Below are 23,554 nucleotides of genomic sequence, written 5' to 3' on the forward strand. Positions count from 1 at the left end.
TCGGTCTTGGCCAGCAGGCCGATGGATTTGGCAAAGTCGCGGGCTCGGGCTGGATTGACGCGAACAAAGGGCAATTGCAGGCTCGTCAAAGCAGAGCGTAGCGACCCATCATAAGACCCGCTCGCCTCGAAGACGACGAGCTTGATCGGATCGGCTTGCAGCAGCTCGAAGGTTGAGATGATCGCCTGCGCCGTGTTGTCGATGCGTTCGGCATGCTGGGTGGTGGCATCGAAAATGTCGAGATGGTGCTTGGAGACATCGATCCCGATGAAGCCAGGGTGTATGATCATCGCGCCTATCCCTGTGCTACGAGGTCCGGTGGTGCGGCCTCGATCAACTGTTCAGGTTGGGTACTCGAACGCGGGCGAGGACCAAGCCGGAAAACGGCCTCAAGGGGCCTGGGTGCACACGGTCTCTCGCCCGCACCCATCCTGACACAGTCTAACTACACAGGATGCCCGTGCACCCGGGTAAGGCCGACAATCCTCCAGCATTCGGAGGCGGGCGGCTCCACAATCGCGATTGTCCTGCATCCGGAAGTTTATATAATAAGCTTCCGGAAACCATTGAATGAAAGTCAGGCATGGATAAGCCCGCCAAGACACCCGATCTCATCGACAGCAAAGCCGTGAAGGAACTGGTGGCGGCGCGCGCTTTGCGCGGAGCGACCGTGCTGGGGCGACCGGGCGGCTGGGGTGTGTTGGTACGCTACGGCAATGCCGAGCGCGCCGTCGCGGGCCAGAAATCGCGGCGCATGCGCCTGTGGCGCCATGCCGACAGCGCCATCGGCTTCGTGCGCAGCGAACTGGGTATGGACCGTTTCGACGTCGATGCGCAGGATTATCGCCCCGACGAAAGCGGGCGCCGGCGCCCGGATGCCTCGGAGCGGTTGAAGCGGCAGCAGGCGGTCATCGAGCATGATCGCTGGTTCCGCAGCCAAGTCCAAGATGCGATGAATGCCATAACAGAGGGAACGAATCCTCTGGTGGCTGAAGATGACCTGGCGAAGCGCCTCGGCTCACTCCGCGAGACTCTCAAGCGCAAGGCGGGCTGAACGATGCGAATCGTTTGGCGCGAAAGCGCGCTTGCGGATGTCGAGCGGGCGATCGGCTACATTGCACTGGAAAGCCCGAGGAGCGCAGAGCAACAACTGAGCCGCATCGAGCATCACGTACAGGTTCTCGTCGATCATCCGAGCATGGGCCGTGTCGGGCGTGTGGCCGGGACGCGGGAACTCGTGGTCCCTCGAACGCCCTTCGTGATCGTCTATAGCCTGGGTGAGGACGTGGAACTGATACGTATCCTGCATGGTGCGCAACAATGGCCTCCGGAAGCCGAAGCCTGACACCCCTTGTCATCGCGGCGATCGCGCTGTTTATCTCTGCCCCATGGCGCATCGCCCGAATCTCCTGACCATAGCCCCCGGCTCGCCCTTTCTGGAGACGCTGGTCGACGCCCTGCTGGATGGCCGCCTGGTGCCAGGGTTCGCGCCGCGCGGGGATCCGCTCGCGCTGGCGAGCGCCACGCTCTATCTGCCGACCCGCCGCGCCATCCGCGCCCTGCGCGGCATCTTCCTCGACAGGTTGGGGAGCGAGGCCGCGCTGTTGCCCAATCTGAAGGCGCTCGGCGAGGTCGATGACGACGAGGTCGCCTTCGCGGATGCGAGCGACGACCTGCCCGAACCGGTCGGCGGGCTCGACCGCCAGATCGCCCTGACGCGCCTGATCCTGCAATGGAGCGCGGCGCTGAAGCAGGCCCTCCTGCCTATTCCGGGCGAGGAGGGAGCCGAGCCCTTGCTGATTCCCTCTTCGCCCGGCGATGCGGCAGGGCTTGCGGCCGAGCTCGGCACTTTCCTCGATGGCCTGCAGATCGACCGGGTGCCGCCGGCGGCGATTCTCAATCTCGGCGAGAGCCATGCTGGGCTCTATGACAAATATTGGGACATCACGCTGCGCTTCCTCGAGATCGCCACCCTGCATTGGCCCGAGCATCTCAAGGAGATCCGCCGCAGCGACGCAGTGCTGCTGCGGAATGCCCGCATGGAGCGCGAGGCCGCCAGGCTTGCCGAAAACCTCAAGGCGGGCCCGGTGATCGTGGCCGGCTCGACCGGCTCCATTCCGGCGACCCGCGACCTCATCAAGGCGGTTGCCGCCCATCCCCAGGGGGCCGTCGTCCTGCCGGGGCTCGATCTCGACCTCGATGCCATCGGCTGGAATGCCATCGGCAAGGGCGAGGGAGCCCCCGGCCATCCCCAGGCCGGGCTTGCTGCCTTGCTGGCCGATATCGGCGCAGAGCGCGCCAACGTTACCGAACTCGCCTCGCCGCCGGAGCCTCTGGCTTTGCGTGCAGCCCTGGTCTCGCAGGCCCTGCGGCCGGCGGAAACCACGGATCTGTGGACCGGCCGGCGCCATGCCGATCCCGCGGCGGTGGCCGAGGCCTTTGCGGGTGTCGCCCTGATCGAAGCGGCGCATGAGGGCGAGGAGGCCCTGGCCGCAGCCCTGGTGCTGCGCGAAGCCCTGACGGTGCCCGGCCGCAAGGCGGCGCTAGTGACGCCGAACCGCCAGCTTGCCGAGCGCGTGGTCACCGAACTCGGACGCTGGGGCATCGAGGCGGACGACAGCGCCGGCCAGCCGCTGACGCAAACCCCGCCCGGCCTGTTCACGCGCCTGGTGCTCGACGCCGCGCTGCATGATTTCGATCCCATCACCCTGTTGTCCCTGCTCAAGCACCCGCTTGCGCGTCTCGGCCTGCCCCGCGCGGATCTGGAGCGGGCGGTGACGGCGCTGGAGATCGGCGCCTTGCGCGGTCCCAGGCCCGCCGGCGGTCCGGCCGGTCTCGTGGCGGCCCTGGCGCTCGGCAAGGCCTCGCTCGGCGATCCCCATTGCCCGCCCGCCCGGCTGGCCCTCGGCGAAGAGGATTGGGCCGGGGCGGAGGCGGTGATCGAGGCCCTGGCGATCAGGCTCGAACCCTTCGCGGCGTTGCTGCGCCAGTCCGATCCCCTGCCGGCTGCCAGCTTCTTTGCTGCGCATCGCGCCGCCGTCGAGGCGCTGGGTGAAGCGGCGCCGGACGAAAGTGACGGTCTCAAGGAAGGTGAAGCCGGTGAAGCGCTTGCTGGCTTCCTCGACGATCTCGGTACCATCGCGCCCGAGGCTCTTTCCTTGCCGGCGCATGAATATCCCGGCCTGTTCGCGGCCCTGATCGCCGGGCGCTCGGTGCGGGGGGGCGATCCCAAGCACCCACGCATCGCCATTTACGGCTTGCTGGAAGCTCGCCTGCTGCCGGTCGACCGGCTGGTGCTGGCGGGGCTCGACGAGAGCGTCTGGCCGCCCGACGTCAAGACAGATCCCTGGCTGAACCGGCCGATGCGGGCGGCGATCGGCCTGTCACCGCCGGAAAAACGCATCGGCCTCGCCGCGCACGATTTCGAGCAAGCGCTCGGCTATGGCGACGTGGTGATCACGCGCTCGCTCAAGCGCGGCGGGTCGCCCAGCGTGCCGTCGCGCTGGCTGCAGCGGCTCGGGGCATTTCTAGGCCCGGCCTTCGACGCCATGCGCCGGCGGGGCGAGCATTATTGCGCCCTCGCGCGCCAGCTCGATGCGGCGGAGGGGCCGCCACCCGTGCTCGGCGCGCCCAAGCCGACTCCGCCTCTCGCCCTGCGTCCGACCCGCCTGTCGGTCACCCAGATCGAGCACCTCGTGCGCGATCCCTATACGATCTACGCCCGCCACATCCTCAAGCTCGAACCGCTCGACGAGATCGCCATGCCGCCCGGAGCGGCTGAAAGAGGCACGCTGATCCATGGCGCGCTCGAGCGTTTCGCCGCCCTGTGCGCCGATGGCGTGCCGCCGGATGCCCTCGCGCTGATGATGGCGATCGGCGAGGAGCTCTTCGTCCCCCTTGCCGATTTTCCCGAGGTCCTGGCCTTCTGGCGGCCGCGCTTTGCGGCCATCGCCGAATTCCTGGTGGAATGGGAGCGCGAGCGCCGGCCACGCCTTGTCCGCGTGCTCAGCGAAATTCCCGGCAAGCTCGCCTGGCCGACCCTGGCCGAGAGATCCTTCACCTTGTCCGCCCGCGCCGACCGCATCGAAGTCGCTGCCGATGGCCGGGTCGCCATCCTCGACTTCAAGACCGGCCAGGCCCCGACGGCCAGGCAGGTCGAGACGGGGCTCGCGCCGCAATTGGCACTGGAAATGGCGATGCTGCTCGAGGCCGGTTTCAGCGGCGTGCCGGCGCCCCAGGTGTTGGGCGATCCCGCCATCGTGCATCTTGCCGGCGGCGGCAAGGGGCCGAGCGAGAAACCGCTGATCTTCAAGGACACCACGCCGATCGAGGTCGCCTCGCAGAGCCTGGAGCGGCTCAAGGCGTTGATCGACCGCTTCGAGAACGAGAAGACGCCCTATGCTTCGCTGCTGCACCCGATGTTCAAGGGGCGGCGCTATGGCGATTACGACCATCTCGCCCGGGTGCGCGAATGGTCCGTCAGCGCGGAGGAAGCATGACTCCGCGCAAGCCCTCTGCCGACACGGTTCACAACCAGCGCCTGGCCTCCGACCCCTCGCTGTCGGCCTGGGTGTCGGCCAATGCCGGATCGGGCAAGACCACCGTGCTGACGCGGCGTGTCATCCGCCTTTTGCTCGCCGGGGTCGATGCCTCTGCCATCCTCTGCCTCACCTTCACCAAGGCCGCCGCAGCGAACATGCAGAACCGCATCTTCGCCACGCTCGGCCAATGGGCGGTCGAGGAGGAGGGCAAGCTGGTCGCGGCGATCGAGGGCATCACGGGCTTCAAGCCTGACGCAGCCGGCCTCAAGCGCGCACGCCAGCTCTTCGCGGCGGCGATCGAGACGCCCGGCGGCCTGAAGATCCTCACCATCCATGCCTTTTGCGAGCGTGTGCTGCACCTCTTCCCTTTCGAGGCCAATGTCCCCGCGCAGTTTTCGGTGCTGGATGACAGGGCCGCGCGCGAACTGCTCGACACGGCCCGCACCGGCCTGATCCTGGAGGCGAATGCGCATCCCGAAGGCGGGCTCGGCCGCGCCATGGCGCGCCTCCTGGAGGATACCGGCGAGGGCGCCTTCGACGGGCTGCTCGCCGAGATCACCTTCGAGCGCGAGGCGCTGCGTCCCTTCCTGAACGAGAAGGGCGCCGCGGACGCCCTCGACCAGTTGCGCGGCCTGCTCGAACTGGCGGAGGGCGAAAGCGTCGCCGCGATCGAGGCCGAGATCGACGAGGCCTCGATCCTCTTTAGCGAATGGGCGGCGATCGAGGCCGCCATGCGGGACTATGACGGCAAGCGCATCCTCGATCTGGCCGACAGGCTGGGCGCTGCGATCGCGGCGGCGCCGGCACGGCGTGCCGAGGCCTGGCGTGCGGTCTTCCTGACCGGCACGGGCGAGGCGCGCTCGGCCAATGCCTTCCTGGTCAAGGATTTCGCCAAGGATTATCCCGCTTACGCCGAGCAGCTCCTTGCCGAGCTGGAGCGCATCGCCGGGCTGCTGCTGCGGCGCAAGGCGGCCTCGGCCTATGAGCGCAGCGAGGCGCTGATCACTGTCGCTGCCGCCCTGCTCGGTCGCTACAAAGCCGGCAAAGTCATGCGGGCGGCGCTCGATTTCGATGATCTCGTGCAGCGCACGGCCGATTTGCTCAGCCGGGCTGGCGCCGAATGGGTGCTTTACAAGCTCGATCGGGGCATCGACCATATCCTGGTCGACGAGGCCCAGGATACCAGCCCGGCCCAATGGCATATCATCGAGATGCTGGCGCATGAGTTCACCGCGGGCAGCGGCGCGCGCAGCGAACGGCGCACCATCTTCGCCGTGGGGGACGAGAAGCAGTCGATCTTCTCGTTCCAGGGCGCGGCACCGGCGGAATTCGCCCGCATGCGCAGCCATTTCCGACTCAAGGTCGATGAAGCCGAGGAACGTTTCGAGGCGATCGAGCTCAAGCAGTCCTTCCGCTCGACGCCCGACATCCTCAGGGCGGTCGACCATGTCTTCGCCGCCGCCGACAATCGCCGCGGCCTGTCTTCGGACGACGTCGCCACCGTGCATGAGACCGTGCGGGCGCTCGATCCCGGCCGCGTCGAGGTCTGGCCGGTGGAAAAGCCGCAACCGGCGGCCGAGATCACTGCCTGGGACGCGCCGTTCGACGAGACGCCCGTCACCAGCCCGGTGGTACGGCTGGCCCGCAAGATCGCCGCCGAAGTCGGGAGCCTGATCCGCGAAGGCGATCCCGCGACGGGCGCGCGCTACGATGCCGGCGACGTCATGGTGCTGGTGCGCAGCCGCAACGCCCTGTTCGAGGCGGTGATACGCGCCCTGAAATTCGCCGGCGTGCCGGTGGCCGGCGCCGACCGCATCGTGCTGACGGACCATATCGCCGTGATGGACCTGATGGCGCTCGCCCGTTTCGTGCTGCTGCCGGCCGACGACCTGACGCTGGCGACGGTGCTCAAGACCCCGCTGATCGGGCTCGACGACGAGGATCTCATCCGTTTGGCGCCGGGCCGCAAGGGTATGCTCTGGGCGGCGTTGGCGGAGGCCGCGCGCGAGGACGAGCGCTATGCTTCCGCCTTTGCCCGCCTCACGGCCTGGCGTGCGGAGGCGGCCGGCAAGACGCCCTTTGCCTTTTTCGCCGACATCCTGGCCCGCGACGGCGGTCGGCGCATCATGCTCGCCCGCTTCGGTGCGGAGGCCGCCGACGCCCTGGACGAATTCCTGCGCGTGGCCGGCGACTATGAGCGAGCCAACACGGCCAGCCTGCAGGGCTTCCTCGCCTGGCTCGCCGAGGCCAAGGCCGAGATCAAGCGCGACATGGACGTGGCACGGGGCGAAGTGCGCGTGATGACGGTGCACGGCTCCAAGGGGCTGGAGGCGCGCGTCGTCATCCTGGCCGATACCTGCAGCGCGCCGGACGGCCGGCATGATCCCAAACTGTTCTTCCTGCAGGCGCCGGGAAAGCCTGCGGGCAGCGAGATCCCGGTCTGGTCGCCCAGCAAGACTGCGGACCCGGCGCCGGTCGCCGCCGCCCGCGATGCGATCCGGGTCGAGAACGAGGCCGAGCATCGCCGCCTGCTCTATGTCGCCCTGACGCGGGCCGAGGACCGGCTGGTCATTGCCGGCTTCGAGGGCGCCACCGCGCGGCGGCCGGGCAACTGGTACGACATGATCGCCGAGGCCCTGCGCACGGCGGGCGCCAGGATCGAACCCGATGGCGAAGGTGAGAGGCTGGTTTATGAGCCGACGCCGCGGCGTGCGGTCGAAGGGCGGCCGGCAAGGGATGAGGAAGCGGCGGTACCGGCCCCGGCCTGGCTGCGCCAGAAGGCGGTGGCGGAGCGGGCCGAGGAGGTTGCTCTCAGTCCGTCCGAGACGGAGCATCCCGAAGAGTTGGCCGGGTTGGCGGGAGCCTTGCCGGCCGATCCCCGCACGCTGCGACGTGGGGCGCTGATCCACGCTTTGCTGCAATATCTGCCCGATGTCGAGGCGCCGGTACGTCGCGACCAGGCCCTCGCCTTCCTCGGCCGGGCGGCGGCACAATGGCCGGAGGACCACCAGGCCTGGGCCGAGGAGGCCCTGGCGGTGCTGGCCCTGCCTGATCTCGCACCGCTCTTTGCACCCGGCAGCCGCGCCGAGGTTGCCCTTGCAGGCCGCATCATCAGGCCGGGCCGGGCCGACTATGCCGTGTCCGGGCGAATCGACCGACTGGCCGTCGGGTCGGACACGGTCTGGATCGCCGACTTCAAGACCAACCGCCAGCCGCCGCGGGGGCTCGACGCGGTGCCGCAGGCCTATCTCAGCCAGCTCGGGCTCTACCGGCACCTGATGCTGCGGCTCTATCCGGGCAAGGAGGTGCGGGTCGCCCTGATCTGGACCGCGACGGCCGCGATCTTGGAATTGCCGGCAGAGCGGCTCGAAGAGGCAGTGCGGGCGGTTGTGGGGTGATTCCATACGCGGTGCGATACCCCTCGTCCGGCTGCCGCCACCCAAGGCACTTTCCTATGGAAGTGCCTTGGGTGGCGGCAGCCGGACGAGGGGAGAGGCTCCATCTAAGCCGCTCCTACCTGCCTCACCGGCCTGATGATGCAATCGCGTGTCTGGTCGAGCTCGTCGAGTTCGGCGGCGTGTCGCTGGCCCCAGTCGCACAGGGCCAGCAGCACCGGTTCGAGGCTCTGGCCGAGCGGGGTCGCCGAATAGTCGACGCGCGGCGGAACCTGCCGGAAGATCTCGCGATGGACGAGGCCGTGCTCTTCCATCTCGCGCAATTGCTGGATCAGCACCTTCTGGCTGATCTCGGGCACCAGCCGCTTCAGTTCGGACAGGCGCTTGGGGCTGTCCAACAGGTAATAGAGGATCACCGCCTTCCAGCGGCCCGAGATCACCTTGAGGGCCCGCTCGACCGGCAGCATAGGCAGGCGCTTGATCAGCTCCGTCATGGTTACCTTCGGGTCTGTATGGCACGAAAGGGTGTGTAGAGACGAAAGGGAGAATAGCACAGAACCGGGGCATTCGAGACCAGCATCCGGTGATCCCATGCAAGCCATTCGTTTGAGCCGCTTCGGCGCTCCCGACGTCCTCGAGCCCGTCGAACTGTCCGTCCCCGCTCCTGGCAAGGGCGAGGCGCTGATCCGCATGCAGGCAGCGGGCGTGAACTATTTCGAGGTGCTGATGCGCCAGGATCGCTATGCCGTGACACCCGGACTGCCGATGGTGATGGGTGTCGAGGTGGCTGGCGTCGTCGAGGCCCTCGGCCCAGGCGCTGCGGGGCCGTCGCCCGGCACGCGGGTGGCCGCGCCGCTCTTCGCCATGAGCCGGGCCGGCGGCTATGCGCAGTTCGCCCTGGCCGACGCCGCCTTGCTGGTGCCGCTTCCCGAAGACTTGTCGTTCGAGGCGGCAACCGCCCTGATGGTGCAGGGCCTGACCGCGCTTCACCTTCTTCGCCGCAGCCCACCGGCAGGCAAGTCGATCCTGGTCAACGCCGCGACCGGTGGGGTAGGATCGCTGCTCGTCCAACTCGCCCGCAATGCTGGTGCGCGGCAGGTGATCGCTGCCGCCGGTTCGCCGGAGAAGCTCGATCTTGCCCGTTCCCTCGGCGCCGATGCCGGCGTCGATTATCGCAGCGCCGGCTGGGTCGACCAGGTGCTGGCGGCGACGCAGGGAGGGGGCGTCGACATCGTCTATGACCTTGTCGGCGGGGCGCAGACCGGTGCCTGCCTGGAAGCGCTCGCTCCAAGCGGCGAACTCGTCTGTGCAGCCATGGGACGGTTCGAACTCGGCCGGCCGGAGATCGAAGCCCTGCTCGGACGCAACCAGTCCGTGAAAGGTTTCGCCCTGCTGCCCCTGCTGGCGCCCGATACGCTGGGCGCCGATCTCGGCGACCTCTTCGCCCAGGCCGCGACGGGCGCGCTCGAGGTCACGATCGGTGGCCGCTTCCCGCTGGCCCAGGCCGCCGAGGCGCATGAGAGCGTGCAGTCGCGCCGGAGTATGGGGAAGGTTGTCCTGATCCCCTGACGACGAGCCTCAGCCCAGCAGCAGGCTGTCGTCGTCGAGCTGTTCGCCGCGTACCTTGCTGAACAGCTTCAGCAGATCGGGGACATCGAGGCCCTTGCGATGCTCGGCGTCGAGATCGAAGGCGACCTGGCCTTCATGCAGCATCACCGTGCGGGTACCGTAATCGAGGGCGTGGCGCATCGAATGGGTCACCATCAAAGCGGTGAGCTGCTGTTCCTCCACGATCTTGCGGGTGAGTTCCAGCACGAAGTCGGCGGTGCGCGGATCGAGCGCCGCCGTATGCTCGTCGAGCAGCAGGATCTTCATGCCTGTCAGCGTCGCCATCAGCAGGCTGACGGCCTGGCGCTGGCCGCCGGAGAGCAGGCCCATGGAATCGCCGAGGCGATTTTCCAGGCCGAGGCCGAGCACGGAAAGCTTGTCGCGGAACACCGCGCGGCGGCTTCCGCTCAGCGAAGCGCCGAGACCGCGCGAGCGGCCACGCGCGAAGGCGAGTGCCATGTTCTCCTCGATCGACAGCCTCTCGCAGGTGCCGGCCATCGGATCCTGGAACACGCGGGCGATCAAGCTGGCGCGGCGCGGCGTCGGCCAGCGCTGCACGTCGACGCCCTCGATGACGATGCGGCCGCGCTCGGCCTGGGCATCGCCGCTCAGGACGTTGAGCAGCGTGGATTTGCCGGCGCCGTTGGAGCCGATCACGGTGACGAACTGGCCGGTCGGGATGGTCAGCGAAAGTCCCCGCAGCGCCCGGTTTTCCAGCGGCGTTCCGCGGCCGAAGGTGACGTGGATGTCCTTGATCTCGATCATCGCCGCCTCCTTACTTGGACGTTGATTTCGGCGCGGGCGAGAAGATCGCGCGCAGGCGGGGGAACTGGCTCGGCAGGATCAGCGCCAGGCCGACCAGCACCGAGGTCACCAGGTTCTGATCGCTCGAATTGAGCCCGATGGTGCGCGACCACTCGGAATTGAGCGCCAGCGCGATGGCGAGGCGATACAGGATGGCGCCGACGATGCAGGCGACCAGCAGCCAGGCGATCGAGCGAGTGCGGAACAGGGTTTCGCCGAGGATGACGGCGGCGAGGCCGCCGACGATGGTGCCGGTGCCGAGCGTGATGTCGGCAAAGCCGCTGGTCTGGGCGAACAGGGCGCCAGCGAGGGCGACGAGGGCGTTGGAGATCGCCATGCCGACATAATTGTGCAGCTGGGTGGAGACGCCCTGCGCCCGCGCCATGCGCGGATTGGCGCCGGTCGCCCGCATGGCGAGGCCGAATTCGGAATTGAGAAACCAGCTGAGCAGCGCCCAGACGACCAGCACGATCACGCCGAGCATCCAGACCTTGAGCTGATAGGAGGGCGGAGCCCAGCCCAGGATCGCCGTCAGATGGTCGCGCGTCCAGGTTACCAAAGTCTCCTGGTTGAGCAGGGGGACGTTGGGCTTGCCCATGATGCGCAGATTGATCGAGTAGAGCGCCGTCATGGTCAGGATGCTGGCCAGCAATTGCAGGATGCGGAAACGGATGTTGAGCCAGGCCGTCATCGCCCCGGCCAGGGCGCCGGCGACGATGGCGAGCGCCGTGGCCGAGAAGGGATCGAGGCCGGCGACGATGGCGGCGGCGGCCGTCGCGGCGCCCAGGGGGTAGGAACCGTCAACCGTCAGGTCGGGAAAGTCGAGCACCCGGAACGACAAAAACACGCCCAGCGCGATCAGCGCATAGATCAGGCCGATTTCAATCGAACCGATAAAAGCGAAAAGGCTCATGCATCAATCCCAACGGAATAGCGGGTCACGGGTGAATTGCGACGGCCCTGGTGCTCGACCGATCGGGCGTCATTGCGAGCGTAGCGAAGCAATCCAGGACCGGAATGCGTTGTACGCGGATGTGTGGATTGCTTCGCTACGCTCGCAATGATGCATGAGTCAATCACTACCGCCCGCGGATACTACTTTGCGACGTCCTTGGCACGCGCCAATACGGCTTGCGGCAGGGGCGCTCCCATCTTCTCGGCCGCCTTGGAGTTGACGACCAGGCTGACGCCCTTGGAGTTCTCGACCGGGATGTCGCCCGGTTTCTCGCCCTTGAGGATACGGGCCGCGACATGGCCGGCCTGGCGGCCGATCTCGAACTGGTCGAGGCCGAGGGCGGCGACCGCGCCGCGTCCGACGCTGTCAGGGTCGCTGGCGAACACCGGAAGGCGGCTGTCGAAGCCGACCTGCAGCACCGATTCCAGCGCCGACACCACCAGATTGTCGTTAGGGATGTAGATCGCATCGGCCTTGCCCACCAGATTCTGGGCAGCCGAACCAACATCGGAGGATTTGGTGGCTGGCGAGGGCAGGATCTCGAAGCCGCGTTCACCCGCCAGCTTGCGCAGGGCCTCGATCACCGACAGGCTGTTGACCTCGCCGGAATTGTAAACGACGCCCACGACTTTGGCCTTGGGCAGGACTTCCTTGATCAGGTCGAGCTGGCCGGCAGCCGGCGGAAAGTCGCTGACACCGGTGATGTTGCCACCGGGCTTGTCGAGGGTCTTGATCAATTGAGCGCCGAGCGGATCGGTGACCGCGGCGAAGACGATGGGGATGTCCTTGGTCGCCGCGGCGACGGCCTGGGAGGAGGGCGTGGTGATCGGCACGATCACGGCCGGGGCCTCTCCGACGAATTTCTGGGCGATCTGGGCGGCTGTCGCCGGGTTGCCCTGGGCGGATTCGTAGAGGACGGTGATGGCCTCACCCTCGGCGTAACCCTTGTCCTTGAGGCCGGCCTTCACGCCCTCGCGGATGGCGTTGAGCGAGGGATGCTCGACAATGGCGGTGATGGCGACCACGGGCTTGTCCGCGGCAGCGGCCGCCTGGATCAGGCTGCCTTGGGCCAGGCTGGCGAGAAGAGCGGCGGCAAGGCCGAGGGAGCGGAGGGGGATCATGGCGCGGCGTGCTCGGAATGGGTTGATCTTACGAGGGCGGCCGCGCGTGGCGCGGCCGCTTTTCCGGTTATACGGATCCGGATTACTTGACGGCGGTCACTTGACGACCGTCTTGGCCTTGGCGACCAGATCGGCAGGCAGCGTCACACCCATCGGACCGGCGGTCTTCTGGTTGAGGAAGAGGTCGGTGGCGGAGGGAACGGCGACGGGAATGGCGCTGGGCTTTTCGCCCTTGAGGATACGCACCACCATCTCGCCGGCCAGGACGCCGGATTTGAAATAGTCGACGCCGATGGAAGCCACCGCGCCGCGCTCGACGCCGTTGGTGTCACCGGAGAAGACGGGGATCTTGTTTTCTGTACCGACCGTGATCACCGCTTCCAGGGCCGAGACCACGAGATTGTCGGTGGGCACGAAGATGGCGTCGGCCTTGCCGATCAGGCTCTGCGCCGCGGCGCCGACATCGGCCGACTTGGTGGCCGGTGCCTCGATGGTCTCAAAGCCGAGGGCGGCGGTTGCCTTTTTCATATTCTCGAGCTGCACGACCGAATTGGCCTCGCCCGGATTGTAGATGAAGCCGATCTTCTTGGCGTTGGGGGCGATCGCCTGGATCAGCTTGAGCTGGTCGGGCATCGGGGTTGCATCGGTCACACCAGTGACGTTGCCCTCGGGCTTGGCCGGATCCTTGACGAGCTGGGCGGCGACGGGATCGGTCACGGCGGTGAACACGATCGGAATGTCCTTGGTGGCGGCCAAGGCGGCCTGGGCCGACGGCGTGGCGATGCCGACGATCACGTCCGCTTTCTCGCCGACATATTTCTGTGCGATCTGCGCGGCGGTCGCCGGGCTGCCCTGCGCCGTCTCGAACTGGAAGTTGAGGGTATCGCCATCCTTGTAGCCGGCATCCTCCAGCGCCTTCTTGACACCGTCACGGGCGGCATTGAGGGCCGGATGCTCGACGATCGAGGTGACGGCCACGGTCTTCTTGTCGGCAGCAAAGGCGACGCTGCCGAGGAGGGCGAGTGCCACGCCGGCTACGAGTGTCAAACGATTGATACGCATGTGGTTGTTTCCCCCTTGCTCGCGAATTTCCCGCCGGGTGACGGCCATTCGGGGCTTGTAAGGCACAACCGATCAACCAAACGCTGCGGCAATGCAAGATGCTCATGCGCTGGAAAGGGGAAAAATTCACCAAACAAGCAAGGGCACCCGTTTAGGCGCCCTTTTTGGAAAGATTATTAAGCTGGAACGGTCCAACGCGAAATCTTGCCTGTGTATCGCTGGTGCCAATTTTGCTGCCCGAACAGCTTTCGGCCGAGCGGTGTCAGGTCGGCCCATGCAATCTTTTCTTTGCCGACGGTGCTTCGGTCCGAAGACCGGTACACCAGTTTGACGCGCCTTTCCCGGTGTGCCGGTCTTCAGACCGACATGGGCCTCCGATGTTGGCGAGGGGCCTGAAAAAAGGGCGCGAACCCTGAAGGTCGCGCCCTTTCTGCAATCGTGGTGGTTCCGAGAGCCGGCTGAAAGCCGGCGGTCCCGGGCTTACTTCTTCTCGGTGCGGGCGCGCAGGGCGGCGCCGAGAATGTCGCCGAGCGAGGCGCCGGCGTCCGAAGAACCGTAAGCGGCGATCGCTTCCTTTTCCTCGGCCATTTCAAGGGCCTTGATCGAGACCTGGACCTTGCGGGCCTTGCGGTCGAACTGGATGACGCGGGCGTCAACCTTTTCGCCGGCAGCGAAGCGCTCGGGGCGCTGATCGGCGCGATCGCGGGCCAGATCGCCACGGCGGATGAAGGCCGTGAGGTCGGTGCCGGTGATCTTGACGTCGATGCCACCTTCCTTGACGTCGGTGACTTCGCAGGTGACGACCTGGTTCTTCTTCAGTTCGCCGGCATCGACGAAGGGGTCACCCGCAAGTTGCTTGATGCCCAGCGAGATGCGCTCCTTCTCGACGTCCACGTCGAGCACCACGGCCTTGACCATGTCGCCCTTGCGGAAGTCGTCGATGACCTGCTCGCCCGGACGGTTCCAGTCGAGGTCGGAGAGATGGACCATGCCGTCCACGTCGCCGTCGAGGCCAATGAACAGGCCGAACTCGGTCTTGTTCTTGACTTCGCCTTCGACCACCGAACCGTTCGGATGCTTGTCGGCAAAATCTTCCCAGGGGTTGGAAAGGGTCTGCTTGAGGCCGAGCGAGATGCGGCGCTTGATCGGGTCGACCTCGAGGATCTGCACTTCCACTTCCTGCGAGGTGGAGACGATCTTGCCGGGGTGGACGTTCTTCTTGGTCCACGACATTTCGGAAACGTGGATCAGACCTTCGATGCCCGGCTCCAGTTCCACGAACGCGCCGTAGTCCGTGATGTTGGTCACGCGGCCGGTGAACTTGGCCTGCAGCGGGTACTTGGCGTCGATGCCCAGCCACGGATCGGCCTGGAGCTGCTTCATGCCCAGCGAGATGCGGTGCGTCTCGTGGTTGATCTTGATGATCTTGACCTTGACCTGCTGGCCGATGGTCAGAAGCTCCGTCGGGTGGTTCACGCGGCGCCATGCGATGTCGGTGACATGCAGGAGGCCGTCGATACCGCCCAGGTCAACGAACGCACCGTAATCGGTGATGTTCTTGACCACGCCGTCGACCACCTGACCCTCTTCGAGGTTCTGGACGATCTCGTGACGCTGCTCGGCGCGGCTCTCTTCGAGGACCGTGCGGCGGGAGACGACGATGTTGCCGCGGCGGCGATCCATCTTGAGGATCTGGAAGGGCTGCGGAACGTTCATCAGCGGGGTGACGTCGCGGATCGGACGGATGTCGACCTGGCTGCGCGGCAGGAAGGCCACGGCGCCGTCGAGATCGACGGTGAAACCACCCTTGACCTGGTTGAAGATGACGCCGTCGACCTTTTCATTGGCCTCGAACGACTTCTCCAGCTTGATCCAGCTTTCTTCGCGGCGAGCCTTGTCACGCGAGATGACGGCTTCGCCCAGCGCATTTTCGATGCGCTCGAGATAGACCTCGACCTCGTCGCCGACCTTGAGCGCGCTGTCGCGGCCCGGGCCGTTGAATTCCTTCAGAGCTACGCGGCCTTCGGTCTTGAGGCCGACATCGATGACCGCAAGGTCCTTCTCGATGGCGACGACGATACCCTTGACGACCGAACCTTCGGCCATATCGCCGGTGCCGAATGCTTCGTCGAGCATCGCGGCGAAATCTTCACGCAGCACGTTTTCCTGTACGGACATATGTTTTCCTGGCGCCGGCGGTTGGTGTTGATCATCGTTTCCGGAAAGCGGCAGGGCTGCTGGAGCAGCCACAGGCGGTGTGTTTTGAAAAAAAACACGTCCGGCCGGCGCAAGGCCCGCATTGCGGAAACGTCTTTCTGGTCTATTTTTCGAACGCCCGTCACATCTGCAATGACGGCTGAGCGTCAGATGGGCGGTTCCATATCAAGATGGAAGGGGCGGAGCAAGGCAAAAGGCGATTTTTTGCCGTTTTCCGGCCGAGAATCCTGCAAAAAAAGCCGAGGGACGCAGCGAGCGGGTGAGCGGGCTCCGATTAGTCCGGCATCGCCTGCTGCAGCACGCTGGGGGCTCCCGTGCGATAGTCCTCGCGCAGGGGATGGAAGACGTCCATCGTGCGGCAGGCCGTCAGGGCCCGGCCGGAATGCGGGGCGTTGGGCGGCACCACGGCGACCATGCCCGGCTTCAGCACCGTGGTCAGGCCGTAGACGGTGACTTCCAGCTCGCCTTCGAACTGATGCACCACCTGTTCATGCGGGTGGGAATGCAGGGGCAACGTGGCACCGGCATCGATCTGCCAGAGCACGAAGGTCATCGAGCCCGAATGCATGAAGCGACCGTGGAAGCCCGGAATGACCGTGCGGGGCTCGATCTTGTTCCAGTCGAAGAGGGTGTCGGGCATGGAAATCCCCTGGATGCCTGCGATCCCGGAATTCACGCCTTCTCGCGCAAGCTCTCCAGGGCCTTCCTGACCAGGGGATCGATGCCCTCGCCGCCGGCATCCAGATGTTCGAAGATCTGGTTGCGCATGCGGGGTTCCCAGAATTTGCGGATATGCTCGGCGATGCCCGGCACCCGCACTTCCTCGCGCTGGGACGCGAAGAACAGGCCGATCTGGTTGGCCATCCTCACCAGCTTGGCGGAGGGGTCATGTGCGTGGCCCTCATGCGCGGCTTCATCATGCGACATGGGCGAGTTTCTCCGGAACGATACGGTGGGCATGGGTGAAGATCTCGAAGCCGTCGGAGCGGGCGATGCCGACCAGCGTGATGCCGGCCTCCTCGGCAGTACGGATGGCGAGGGCCGTGGGGGCAGAGACCGCCACCACGATGGAGGCACCCATCGCGGCCGATTTCTGCACCATTTCCACCGAGATCCGGCTGGTGAGGACGACGATGCCCGGCAGGCCTTGCGGTGCGGGAGCGATGGAACGCCGGGCCAGCGCGCCGGCGAGCTTGTCGAGCGCATTGTGCCGGCCGACATCCTCGCGCAGGGCGACGAGGCCGTCGGCTTTGGTCCAGAAGGCTGCAGCGTGCACGGCGCGGGTCTGGTGGTTCAGTATCTGGGCGGGCGCGAGTGAAGCGAGGGCGGTTTCGATATCGGCGGGTGACAGCTTGAGGTCACCGGCGACCGGCTGCGGCTTGCGCACCGCCTCGGTCAGGCTGTCGATGCCGCACAGGCCGCAGCCGGTGGGACCGGCCAGCATGCGCCGACGGGCGGCGAGCGCGGCGCCTCGATCGCCCTTCAGCCACATACGAAGTTCGACACCTTCCTGGTAATCGACGCGTTCGAACTCGGTGACGTCGTCGAGCGAGGCAATGATGCCTTCGGTGAGGGAGAAGCCGTAGGCAAAGTCCTCGAGATCGACAGGACTTCCCATCATCACGGCGTGGGAACCGCCATCATAGACCAGCGAGATCGCCATCTCCTCGGGAACCATGCGCTCGCCTGGCGTGAACATGCCGTCACGCCAGGCAAAGCGGGAGATGGTGCGGACGGGATCGGTCATGGTATTCTTCTCCTTCTCCCGCTGTGGGAGAAGGTGGCCGAAAGCCGGATGAGGGGGTGGATCAACCTCTCAACCCCTGATTTCAGCAATATGATCTGCATAGGTCACGAGACCCCTCATCCCCTTGCCGGGACCTTCTCCCGCAAGGGGAGAAGGGTGCTGTCCTCACTCCGCCGCGATGCGACGCGAGTTCTTCGCCATCGTCGCATATTCGTTCTGCCACTCGGTCGGGCCATTGGAAGGCATGACCTGCACCGCCGTCACCTTGTATTCGGGGCAATTGGTCGCCCAGTCCGAATAATCGGTAGTGATGACGTTGGCTTGCGTCGAGGGGTGGTGGAAGGTGGTGTAGACCACGCCCGGCGCCACGCGATCGGTAATGGTGGCGCGCAACGAGGTCGACCCCGACCGACTTTCGAGCCGTACCCAGTCGCCCTCCCGCACGCCGCGCTGCTCGGCATCATGGGGATGGATTTCCAGGATATCCTCCTCGTGCCACAGCGAATTCTCGGTGCGCCGGGTCTGCGCGCCGACATTGTACTGCGACAGGATGCGGCCGGTGGTGAGCAGCAGCGGGAAGCGCGCACCGGTACGTTCGTCGGTCGGGATGTATTCGGTGACCATGAAGCGGCCCTTGCCGCGGACGAAATGGTCGATATGCATGATCGGCGTACCCTCGGGCGCCTTGTCGTTGCAGGGCCACTGCACCGAGCCGTCGCGCTCCAGCTTCTCGTAGGAGACCCCGGCGAAGGAGGGCGTGAGGCGGGCGATCTCGTCCATGATCTGCGAGGGGTGCTCGTAGGGCATGGGGAAGCCCATGGCTTCGGCGATCAGCAGCGTGATCTCCCAGTCGGCATAGCCGGCCTTGGGTGCCATCACCTTGCGCACACGCTGGATGCGGCGCTCGGCATTGGTGAAGGTGCCGTCCTTCTCCAGGAAGGAGGAGCCGGGCAGGAAGACATGGGCGTAGTTGGCGGTCTCGTTCAGGAAGAGATCCTGCACGACGACGCACTCCATGGCGGCGAGGCCCGCCGTGACATGCTTGGTGTCCGGATCAGACTGTACGATGTCCTCGCCCTGCACATAGAGGCCGAGGAACGAACCATCGACGGCGGCGTCGAGCATGTTGGGAATGCGCAGGCCCGGTTCCTTTTCCAGGTGCACGCCCCAGAATTCCTCGAACATGTGGCGCACTTCATCGCCGGCGATGTGGCGATAGCCGGGCAATTCATGGGGGAACGAGCCCATGTCGCAGGAGCCCTGCACGTTGTTCTGGCCGCGCAGTGGGTTCACGCCGACGCCGCGGCGCCCGATATTGCCGGTGGCCATGGCGAGGTTTGCGATCGCCATCACCGTGGTCGAGCCCTGGCTGTGCTCGGTGACGCCGAGGCCGTAATAGATGGCGCCATTGCCGCCGGTGGCGTAGAGGCGAGCGGCGCCGCGCACCAGTTCGGCCGGCACGCCGGTATATTTCTCCACTGCTTCCGGCGAATGCCTGGGATCGGCGACGAAGGCGGCCCAGTTCTGGAACTCGTCCCAGTCGCAGCGCTCGCGCACATAATCCTCGGCGACCAGGCCTTCGGTGACGATGACATGGGCCAGCGCCGTCACAATGGCGACATTGGTGCCCGGCAGCAGGGGCAGATGGTAATCGGCTTCGACATGCGGCGTGCGCACGATGTCGGTCTTGCGCGGATCGATGACGATCAGGCGGGCCCCTTCGCGCAGGCGCTTCTTCATGCGTGAACCGAAGACCGGGTGGCCGTCCGTCGGATTGGCGCCGATGACGACGATGACATCGCTGTCCTCGACCGAATCGAAGTCCTGCGTGCCGGCGGAGGTGCCGAAGGTCTGGCCAAGGCCGTAGCCGGTGGGCGAATGGCAGACGCGGGCGCAGGTATCGACATTGTTGTTGCCGAAGCCACCGCGGATCAGCTTCTGGACAAGATAGGTCTCTTCATTGGTGCAGCGCGAGGAGGTGATGCCGCCGATCGAGGCCTTGCCGTGCTTGGCCTGGATGCGCTTGAACTCGGAAGCGGTGTAGGCGATCGCTTCTTCCCAGCTCACTTCCTTCCAGGGATCGGTGATCTTGGAGCGGATCATCGGCTTGAGGATGCGCTCCTTGTGAGTGGCGTAACCCCAGGCGAAGCGGCCCTTGACGCAGCTATGGCCGCGATTGGCCTTGCCGTCCTTGTAGGGCACCATGCGCACAACTTCCTCGCCGCGCATCTCGGCCTTGAAGGCGCAGCCGACGCCGCAATAGGCACAGGTCGTCACCACCGAATGCTCGGGCTGGCCGATCTCGATCACCTTGTTCTCGGTGAGCGTGGCCGTCGGGCAGGCCTGCACGCAGGCGCCGCAGGAGACACATTCGGAATCGAAGAAGGCCTCGTCCATGCCCGGCGACACCCGGCTTTCGAAGCCGCGGCCGGAAATGGTCAGAGCGAAGGTGCCCTGGACTTCCTCGCAGGCCCGTACGCAGCGCGAGCAGACGATGCATTTTGAGGTGTCGAAGGTGAAGTAGGGGTTGGAAGTATCCTTGTCGAGGCCGAGATGGTTGTCGCCCTCATAGCCGTAGCGTACTTCGCGCAGGCCCACCGCGCCCGCCATGTCCTGCAATTCGCAATCGCCATTGGCGGCGCAGGTCAGGCAGTCGAGCGGGTGGTCGGAGATGTAGAGCTCCATCACGCCCTTGCGGATCTCGGCGAGGCGCGAGGTCTGCGTCTTCACCTTGATGCCCGGCGCCACCGGCGTGGTGCAGGAGGCCGGCGTGCCGTTGCGGCCCTCGATCTCGACCAGGCACATGCGGCAGGAGCCCCAGGCGTCCATCATGTCGGTGGCGCAGAGCTTGGGGATCTGCGTCCCCATCTCCATGGCGGCGCGCATGATCGAGGTGCCCTCGGGCACCGTGATTTCCTGGCCGTCGATGGTCAGTGTGACCATCTTCTCCGACTTGGAGAGCGGCGTTCCGTAGTCGATTTCGTGGACGAGGGACATTGACTGTCTCCTTGGCGATTATTCGGCGGCGATGCGCTGGGGCGTGCCGTGGAAATCTTCGGGGAAATGGCGGATGGCCGAGAGGACCGGATAGGGCGTGAAACCGCCGAGGGCGCAGAGCGAGCCGAACTTCATGGTCTGGCAAAGGTCCTCGACCACGGCGATATTGCGCGTCACATCCTTGCCGGCGATGATCTTCTCGATGGTTTCCTTGCCCCTGACAGCGCCGATGCGGCAGGGCGTGCACTTGCCGCAGCTTTCGATGGCGCAGAATTCCATGGCGAAACGGGCCTGGCGGCGCATGTCGACGGTATCGTCGAACACCACGATGCCGCCATGGCCGATCAGGCCGTCCTTGGCCGCGAAGGCCTCGTAGTCGAAGGGCGTGTCGAAGAGTTCGCGCGGGAAATAGGCGCCCAGGGGGCCGCCGACCTGCACGGCGCGCACGGGACGGCCGGTGAAGCAGCCGCCGCCGATATCGTCGACGAGTTCGCCCAGCGTGATGCCGAAGGCGGTCTCGAACAGGCCGCCATAATTGAGATTGCCGGCGAGCTGGATCGGCATGGTGCCGCGCGAACGGCCCATGCCGAAATCGCGGTAATGCTCGGCGCCCTCGGCCAGGATGATCGGCACGGTGGCGAGCGAGAGCACGTTGTTGATCACGGTCGGCTTGCCGAACAGGCCCTTATGGGCCGGCAGCGGCGGCTTGGCGCGCACGGTACCGCGCTTGCCTTCCAAGCTTTCCAGCAGCGAGGTTTCCTCGCCGCAGACATAGGCACCGGCGCCGGTGCGGGTTTCCATGTCGAAATCATGGGCCGAACCAAGGATGCCCTTGCCGAGCACATTGGCGCGGCGGGCCTTCTCGATGGCTGCATCCATGGCGGCGATGGCATGGGGATATTCGGAGCGGATATAGACATAACCCTTGGTCGCACCGGTGGCGACGCCGGCAATGGCCATGCCCTCGATCAGGCAGAAGGGGTCGCCTTCCATCAGCATACGGTCGGCGAAGGTGCCGCTGTCGCCTTCGTCGGCATTGCAGACGATGTATTTCTGTGGCCCGGCAGTGTCGGCAACCGTCTTCCACTTGATGCCGGTCGGAAAGCCTGCGCCGCCGCGGCCACGCAGGCCGGATTTGGTGACTTCGTCCACGATGGCCGATGGCCCGATGGCAATCGCCTTTTCCAGGCCCTTGAGGCCGCCATGGGCCTTGTAGTCGTCGAGGTCGCGCGGATCGACGATGCCGACGCGCGCGAAGGTCAGGCGGGTCTGACGCTTGAGGAAAGGCTGGTCTTCGGGCTTGCCTATCCGCAATTTATGGGCGCCGTCGCCGGCGAAGGCGGCGATCAGGCTGTCGGCATCCTCAGGCTCGGCCGGGCCGTAGCCGATGCGGCCTTCAGGGGTGACCAGCTCCACCAGCGGGTCGAGCCAGGCCATGCCCCGCGAACCGTTACGGATGATCTCGATATCGAGCTTGCGGGCGATCGCTGCAACCTTGAGAGCGGCAGCGAGTTCATCGGCGCCACAGGCAACGGCGGCGGCATCGCGTGGAACGTAGATGCGCATGGTCATCGCACCACCTCTTCCAGGGCCTTGTCGAGACGCTTGGCATCGAGCCTGGCCACCAGGCGGCCGTCGATCATCGCGGCGGGGGAAATGGAGCACAGGCCGAGGCAATAGACCGGTTCGAGTGTAACGCGTCCATCCGGCGTTGTCTCGCCGAACTCGATACCGAGCTTTTCGACGAGGTGATCCGCCAGGGCTTCGCAGCCGGCGGATTGGCAGGCCTCGGCACGGCAGAGCTTGATGACATGCTCGCCGGCGGGTTCCCTGCGGAAATCATGGTAGAACGTCACCACGCCATGCACGTCGGCGCGGGAGAGATTGAGCGCTTCGGCCACCATGGGGACGGCCGGCTCGGGGACATAGCCGAAGGTTTCCACAAAGGAGTGGAGGATCGGCAGCAGCGGGCCTTCCAACGTCTGGCCTGCCGCGATGAGTTCAGCCGCGCGTGCGGTATTCCAATCTTCGTGGGCTGGCATGCCACTCTCTTTCGACTAGTTCCAGAGAGGAACAATGTGCCCTCGTTCCAACGCGATCAAGCATCAATTTTCGTCGAACGATAGAGATCTTCTATTAAGCTCCGCTCGTCACGAGAGACACTGGAAGACGGTTCGATCCGGGATCGTTCCGCGGCGGCGGACGATCCCGGGTCTTCGAAAGTCAATATTGGTAGCAGACGCGCTGACGACGGATACGCCAGCCGTAATCAGTGTAGACCCGCACCCGCCGCCAGCGGCAGGCCGGTGCATAATCGTAATAGCCGTCGTCATAATAGCCGCCGCCATAACCGCCATAGAGGCCCGGCGTCATCAGCAGGGGAGCGAGCGCGAGACCGGCGCCCCAGCCCCAGCCATCGTCACGCCAGCGCCGGCCGTAGCCGCCACCATACCAGCGGCGATGACCCCAGCCGCCACCCCAACGACGGCCACCCCAGCCGCCACCGCCCCAACGGCGCCCGCCCCAACCGCCGCCGCCCCAGTGGCGGCCACCGCCGCCCCAGTTGCCGCCGCCATGATGGGGAAAGAAATAGCCGTTGCTGCGCGCTTCGGCCGGCGCGGTCGCCGTCATGGACGCCGCGCTCAGGGTAAGGGCCGCCAACGCGGCCACCAGCAATTTACGAAACATGGAACACTCCTCGGAGAGGGAGTTCCGGCCTTCGTCGTAGCCGGGCCGGCAGGGCCTCTCCACCTGGAAATTACCTTAAGTTAACCATTAATCCAGAACAGATGAACTCTTGCTATCATCGCCGTTCATGTGGCGTTCATCTTGGCGGACATGTCCGCCTAAGATCTTGAGATCATAGCACAAAACGGCGTGTTTGTCATCGCGGGACGAAGGGGCGGCAGGCGGAATGATTCCAGGCCCTGCTTGGGCAACAGCTTCTGCGTGCAGTGGAGAAGGTGCCGGTTGCCTGCAGGCCCTCAGTCGCCGCAAGTATTCGCCTTCCGATACCACCCAAGGTAGAGTCATGGGTAGAGTCATGCCGGACACGACCTGCGTGGAGCGGCGATCAGACGTGGCTCGGCCGCGGCAATCGCGCCATT

Annotated in this window: 18 protein-coding genes and 1 pseudogene; 5 read left to right on the forward strand and 14 right to left on the reverse strand. The window is 65.7% G+C overall.

Annotated elements, in window-relative coordinates:
• Positions 1–290: pseudogene (locus tag ACTJKX_RS15310) on the reverse strand (IS110 family transposase); the annotation flags it as partial.
• Between the two features lie 293 nt (positions 291–583).
• Here ACTJKX_RS15310 and ACTJKX_RS15315 point away from each other — a divergent pair.
• The 4 genes from ACTJKX_RS15315 to addA are packed head-to-tail and all read left to right on the forward strand — an operon-like array spanning position 584 to position 7,939.
• Complete coding sequence (locus tag ACTJKX_RS15315) at positions 584–1,054, forward strand: hypothetical protein (protein WP_440725781.1); 471 nt, start codon at positions 584–586, stop codon at positions 1,052–1,054.
• Positions 1,055–1,057: 3 nt separating this feature from the next.
• Complete coding sequence (locus ACTJKX_RS15320; protein WP_440725782.1) at positions 1,058–1,345, forward strand: type II toxin-antitoxin system RelE/ParE family toxin; 288 nt, start codon at positions 1,058–1,060, stop codon at positions 1,343–1,345.
• Positions 1,346–1,388: 43 nt separating this feature from the next.
• Positions 1,389–4,499, forward strand: a complete 3,111-nt coding sequence (gene addB, locus ACTJKX_RS15325) for a double-strand break repair protein AddB (protein ID WP_440725783.1) — start codon at positions 1,389–1,391, stop codon at positions 4,497–4,499.
• A complete protein-coding gene (gene addA, locus ACTJKX_RS15330) occupies positions 4,496–7,939 on the forward strand; it encodes a double-strand break repair helicase AddA (protein WP_440725784.1) in 3,444 nt (1,147 codons plus the stop codon). The genes addB and addA overlap by 4 nt, the downstream gene beginning before the upstream one ends.
• 104 nt (positions 7,940–8,043) lie before the next feature.
• Here the strand turns inward: addA and ACTJKX_RS15335 are convergent, their stop codons facing one another.
• Complete coding sequence (locus ACTJKX_RS15335) at positions 8,044–8,430, reverse strand: winged helix-turn-helix transcriptional regulator (RefSeq protein WP_367625484.1); 387 nt, start codon at positions 8,428–8,430, stop codon at positions 8,044–8,046.
• A 97-nt stretch (positions 8,431–8,527) separates the two neighbouring features.
• Here ACTJKX_RS15335 and ACTJKX_RS15340 point away from each other — a divergent pair, with 97 nt between their 5' ends.
• Complete coding sequence (locus tag ACTJKX_RS15340; protein ID WP_394314665.1) at positions 8,528–9,505, forward strand: quinone oxidoreductase family protein; 978 nt, start codon at positions 8,528–8,530, stop codon at positions 9,503–9,505.
• Positions 9,506–9,514: 9 nt separating this feature from the next.
• Here ACTJKX_RS15340 and ACTJKX_RS15345 read toward each other — a convergent pair whose 3' ends face one another.
• From ACTJKX_RS15345 to ACTJKX_RS15400, 12 genes are all read right to left on the reverse strand, one after another.
• Positions 9,515–10,309 (reverse strand): ABC transporter ATP-binding protein, encoded by a 795-nt coding sequence (locus tag ACTJKX_RS15345; RefSeq protein ID WP_311937962.1) that lies wholly within the window; start codon positions 10,307–10,309, stop codon positions 9,515–9,517.
• Positions 10,310–10,319: 10 nt separating this feature from the next.
• Positions 10,320–11,261 (reverse strand): ABC transporter permease, encoded by a 942-nt coding sequence (locus tag ACTJKX_RS15350; protein WP_394314664.1) that lies wholly within the window; start codon positions 11,259–11,261, stop codon positions 10,320–10,322.
• Positions 11,262–11,443: 182 nt separating this feature from the next.
• On the reverse strand, positions 11,444–12,424 hold the full coding sequence (locus ACTJKX_RS15355; RefSeq protein WP_440725785.1) for an ABC transporter substrate-binding protein: 981 nt from the start codon (positions 12,422–12,424) through the stop codon (positions 11,444–11,446).
• Positions 12,425–12,520: 96 nt separating this feature from the next.
• Positions 12,521–13,486, reverse strand: a complete 966-nt coding sequence (locus ACTJKX_RS15360) for an ABC transporter substrate-binding protein (protein ID WP_311937968.1) — start codon at positions 13,484–13,486, stop codon at positions 12,521–12,523.
• A gap of 480 nt (positions 13,487–13,966) precedes the next feature.
• Entirely contained in the window at positions 13,967–15,664 is a 1,698-nt protein-coding gene (gene rpsA, locus ACTJKX_RS15365) for a 30S ribosomal protein S1 (protein ID WP_082980020.1), read from the reverse strand.
• Positions 15,665–15,977: 313 nt separating this feature from the next.
• Positions 15,978–16,343 (reverse strand): cupin domain-containing protein, encoded by a 366-nt coding sequence (locus ACTJKX_RS15370; RefSeq protein ID WP_394314663.1) that lies wholly within the window; start codon positions 16,341–16,343, stop codon positions 15,978–15,980.
• Between the two features lie 32 nt (positions 16,344–16,375).
• Positions 16,376–16,630, reverse strand: a complete 255-nt coding sequence (locus tag ACTJKX_RS15375) for a formate dehydrogenase subunit delta (RefSeq protein ID WP_311937973.1) — start codon at positions 16,628–16,630, stop codon at positions 16,376–16,378.
• Entirely contained in the window at positions 16,620–17,450 is an 831-nt protein-coding gene (gene fdhD, locus ACTJKX_RS15380) for a formate dehydrogenase accessory sulfurtransferase FdhD (protein WP_394314662.1), read from the reverse strand. Before fdhD ends, ACTJKX_RS15375 begins: the two co-directional genes overlap by 11 nt.
• 165 nt (positions 17,451–17,615) lie before the next feature.
• Positions 17,616–20,447 carry a formate dehydrogenase subunit alpha gene (fdhF, locus tag ACTJKX_RS15385; RefSeq protein ID WP_440725786.1) on the reverse strand — a complete coding sequence of 944 codons (2,832 nt, stop codon included), beginning with the start codon at positions 20,445–20,447 and terminating at the stop codon, positions 17,616–17,618.
• Positions 20,448–20,465: 18 nt separating this feature from the next.
• Positions 20,466–22,019, reverse strand: a complete 1,554-nt coding sequence (locus tag ACTJKX_RS15390; RefSeq protein ID WP_394314660.1) for a formate dehydrogenase beta subunit — start codon at positions 22,017–22,019, stop codon at positions 20,466–20,468.
• A complete protein-coding gene (locus tag ACTJKX_RS15395) occupies positions 22,016–22,489 on the reverse strand; it encodes a formate dehydrogenase subunit gamma (protein ID WP_440725787.1) in 474 nt (157 codons plus the stop codon). Before ACTJKX_RS15395 ends, ACTJKX_RS15390 begins: the two co-directional genes overlap by 4 nt.
• A gap of 181 nt (positions 22,490–22,670) precedes the next feature.
• Entirely contained in the window at positions 22,671–23,135 is a 465-nt protein-coding gene (locus ACTJKX_RS15400) for a hypothetical protein (protein WP_068293965.1), read from the reverse strand.
• Positions 23,136–23,554: the final 419 nt, after the last annotated feature.

The organism is Labrys sp. 22185, from assembly GCF_052045555.1.
Classification (GTDB): domain Bacteria; phylum Pseudomonadota; class Alphaproteobacteria; order Rhizobiales; family Labraceae; genus Labrys; species Labrys neptuniae.

Bases quoted from the DNA above. Each gene is read 5' to 3' on its own strand.
- ACTJKX_RS15315 (WP_440725781.1), top strand. From the start codon at position 584: ATGGATAAGCCCGCCAAGACACCCGATCTCATCGACAGCAAAGCCGTG.
- ACTJKX_RS15320 (WP_440725782.1), top strand. From the start codon at position 1,058: ATGCGAATCGTTTGGCGCGAAAGCGCGCTTGCGGATGTCGAGCGGGCG.
- addB (WP_440725783.1), top strand. From the start codon at position 1,389: ATGGCGCATCGCCCGAATCTCCTGACCATAGCCCCCGGCTCGCCCTTT.
- addA (WP_440725784.1), top strand. From the start codon at position 4,496: ATGACTCCGCGCAAGCCCTCTGCCGACACGGTTCACAACCAGCGCCTG.
- ACTJKX_RS15335 (WP_367625484.1), bottom strand. From the start codon at position 8,430: ATGACGGAGCTGATCAAGCGCCTGCCTATGCTGCCGGTCGAGCGGGCC.
- ACTJKX_RS15340 (WP_394314665.1), top strand. From the start codon at position 8,528: ATGCAAGCCATTCGTTTGAGCCGCTTCGGCGCTCCCGACGTCCTCGAG.
- ACTJKX_RS15345 (WP_311937962.1), bottom strand. From the start codon at position 10,309: ATGATCGAGATCAAGGACATCCACGTCACCTTCGGCCGCGGAACGCCG.
- ACTJKX_RS15350 (WP_394314664.1), bottom strand. From the start codon at position 11,261: ATGAGCCTTTTCGCTTTTATCGGTTCGATTGAAATCGGCCTGATCTAT.
- ACTJKX_RS15355 (WP_440725785.1), bottom strand. From the start codon at position 12,424: ATGATCCCCCTCCGCTCCCTCGGCCTTGCCGCCGCTCTTCTCGCCAGC.
- ACTJKX_RS15360 (WP_311937968.1), bottom strand. From the start codon at position 13,486: ATGCGTATCAATCGTTTGACACTCGTAGCCGGCGTGGCACTCGCCCTC.
- rpsA (WP_082980020.1), bottom strand. From the start codon at position 15,664: ATGTCCGTACAGGAAAACGTGCTGCGTGAAGATTTCGCCGCGATGCTC.
- ACTJKX_RS15370 (WP_394314663.1), bottom strand. From the start codon at position 16,343: ATGCCCGACACCCTCTTCGACTGGAACAAGATCGAGCCCCGCACGGTC.
- ACTJKX_RS15375 (WP_311937973.1), bottom strand. From the start codon at position 16,630: ATGTCGCATGATGAAGCCGCGCATGAGGGCCACGCACATGACCCCTCC.
- fdhD (WP_394314662.1), bottom strand. From the start codon at position 17,450: ATGACCGATCCCGTCCGCACCATCTCCCGCTTTGCCTGGCGTGACGGC.
- fdhF (WP_440725786.1), bottom strand. From the start codon at position 20,447: ATGTCCCTCGTCCACGAAATCGACTACGGAACGCCGCTCTCCAAGTCG.
- ACTJKX_RS15390 (WP_394314660.1), bottom strand. From the start codon at position 22,019: ATGACCATGCGCATCTACGTTCCACGCGATGCCGCCGCCGTTGCCTGT.
- ACTJKX_RS15395 (WP_440725787.1), bottom strand. From the start codon at position 22,489: ATGCCAGCCCACGAAGATTGGAATACCGCACGCGCGGCTGAACTCATC.
- ACTJKX_RS15400 (WP_068293965.1), bottom strand. From the start codon at position 23,135: ATGTTTCGTAAATTGCTGGTGGCCGCGTTGGCGGCCCTTACCCTGAGC.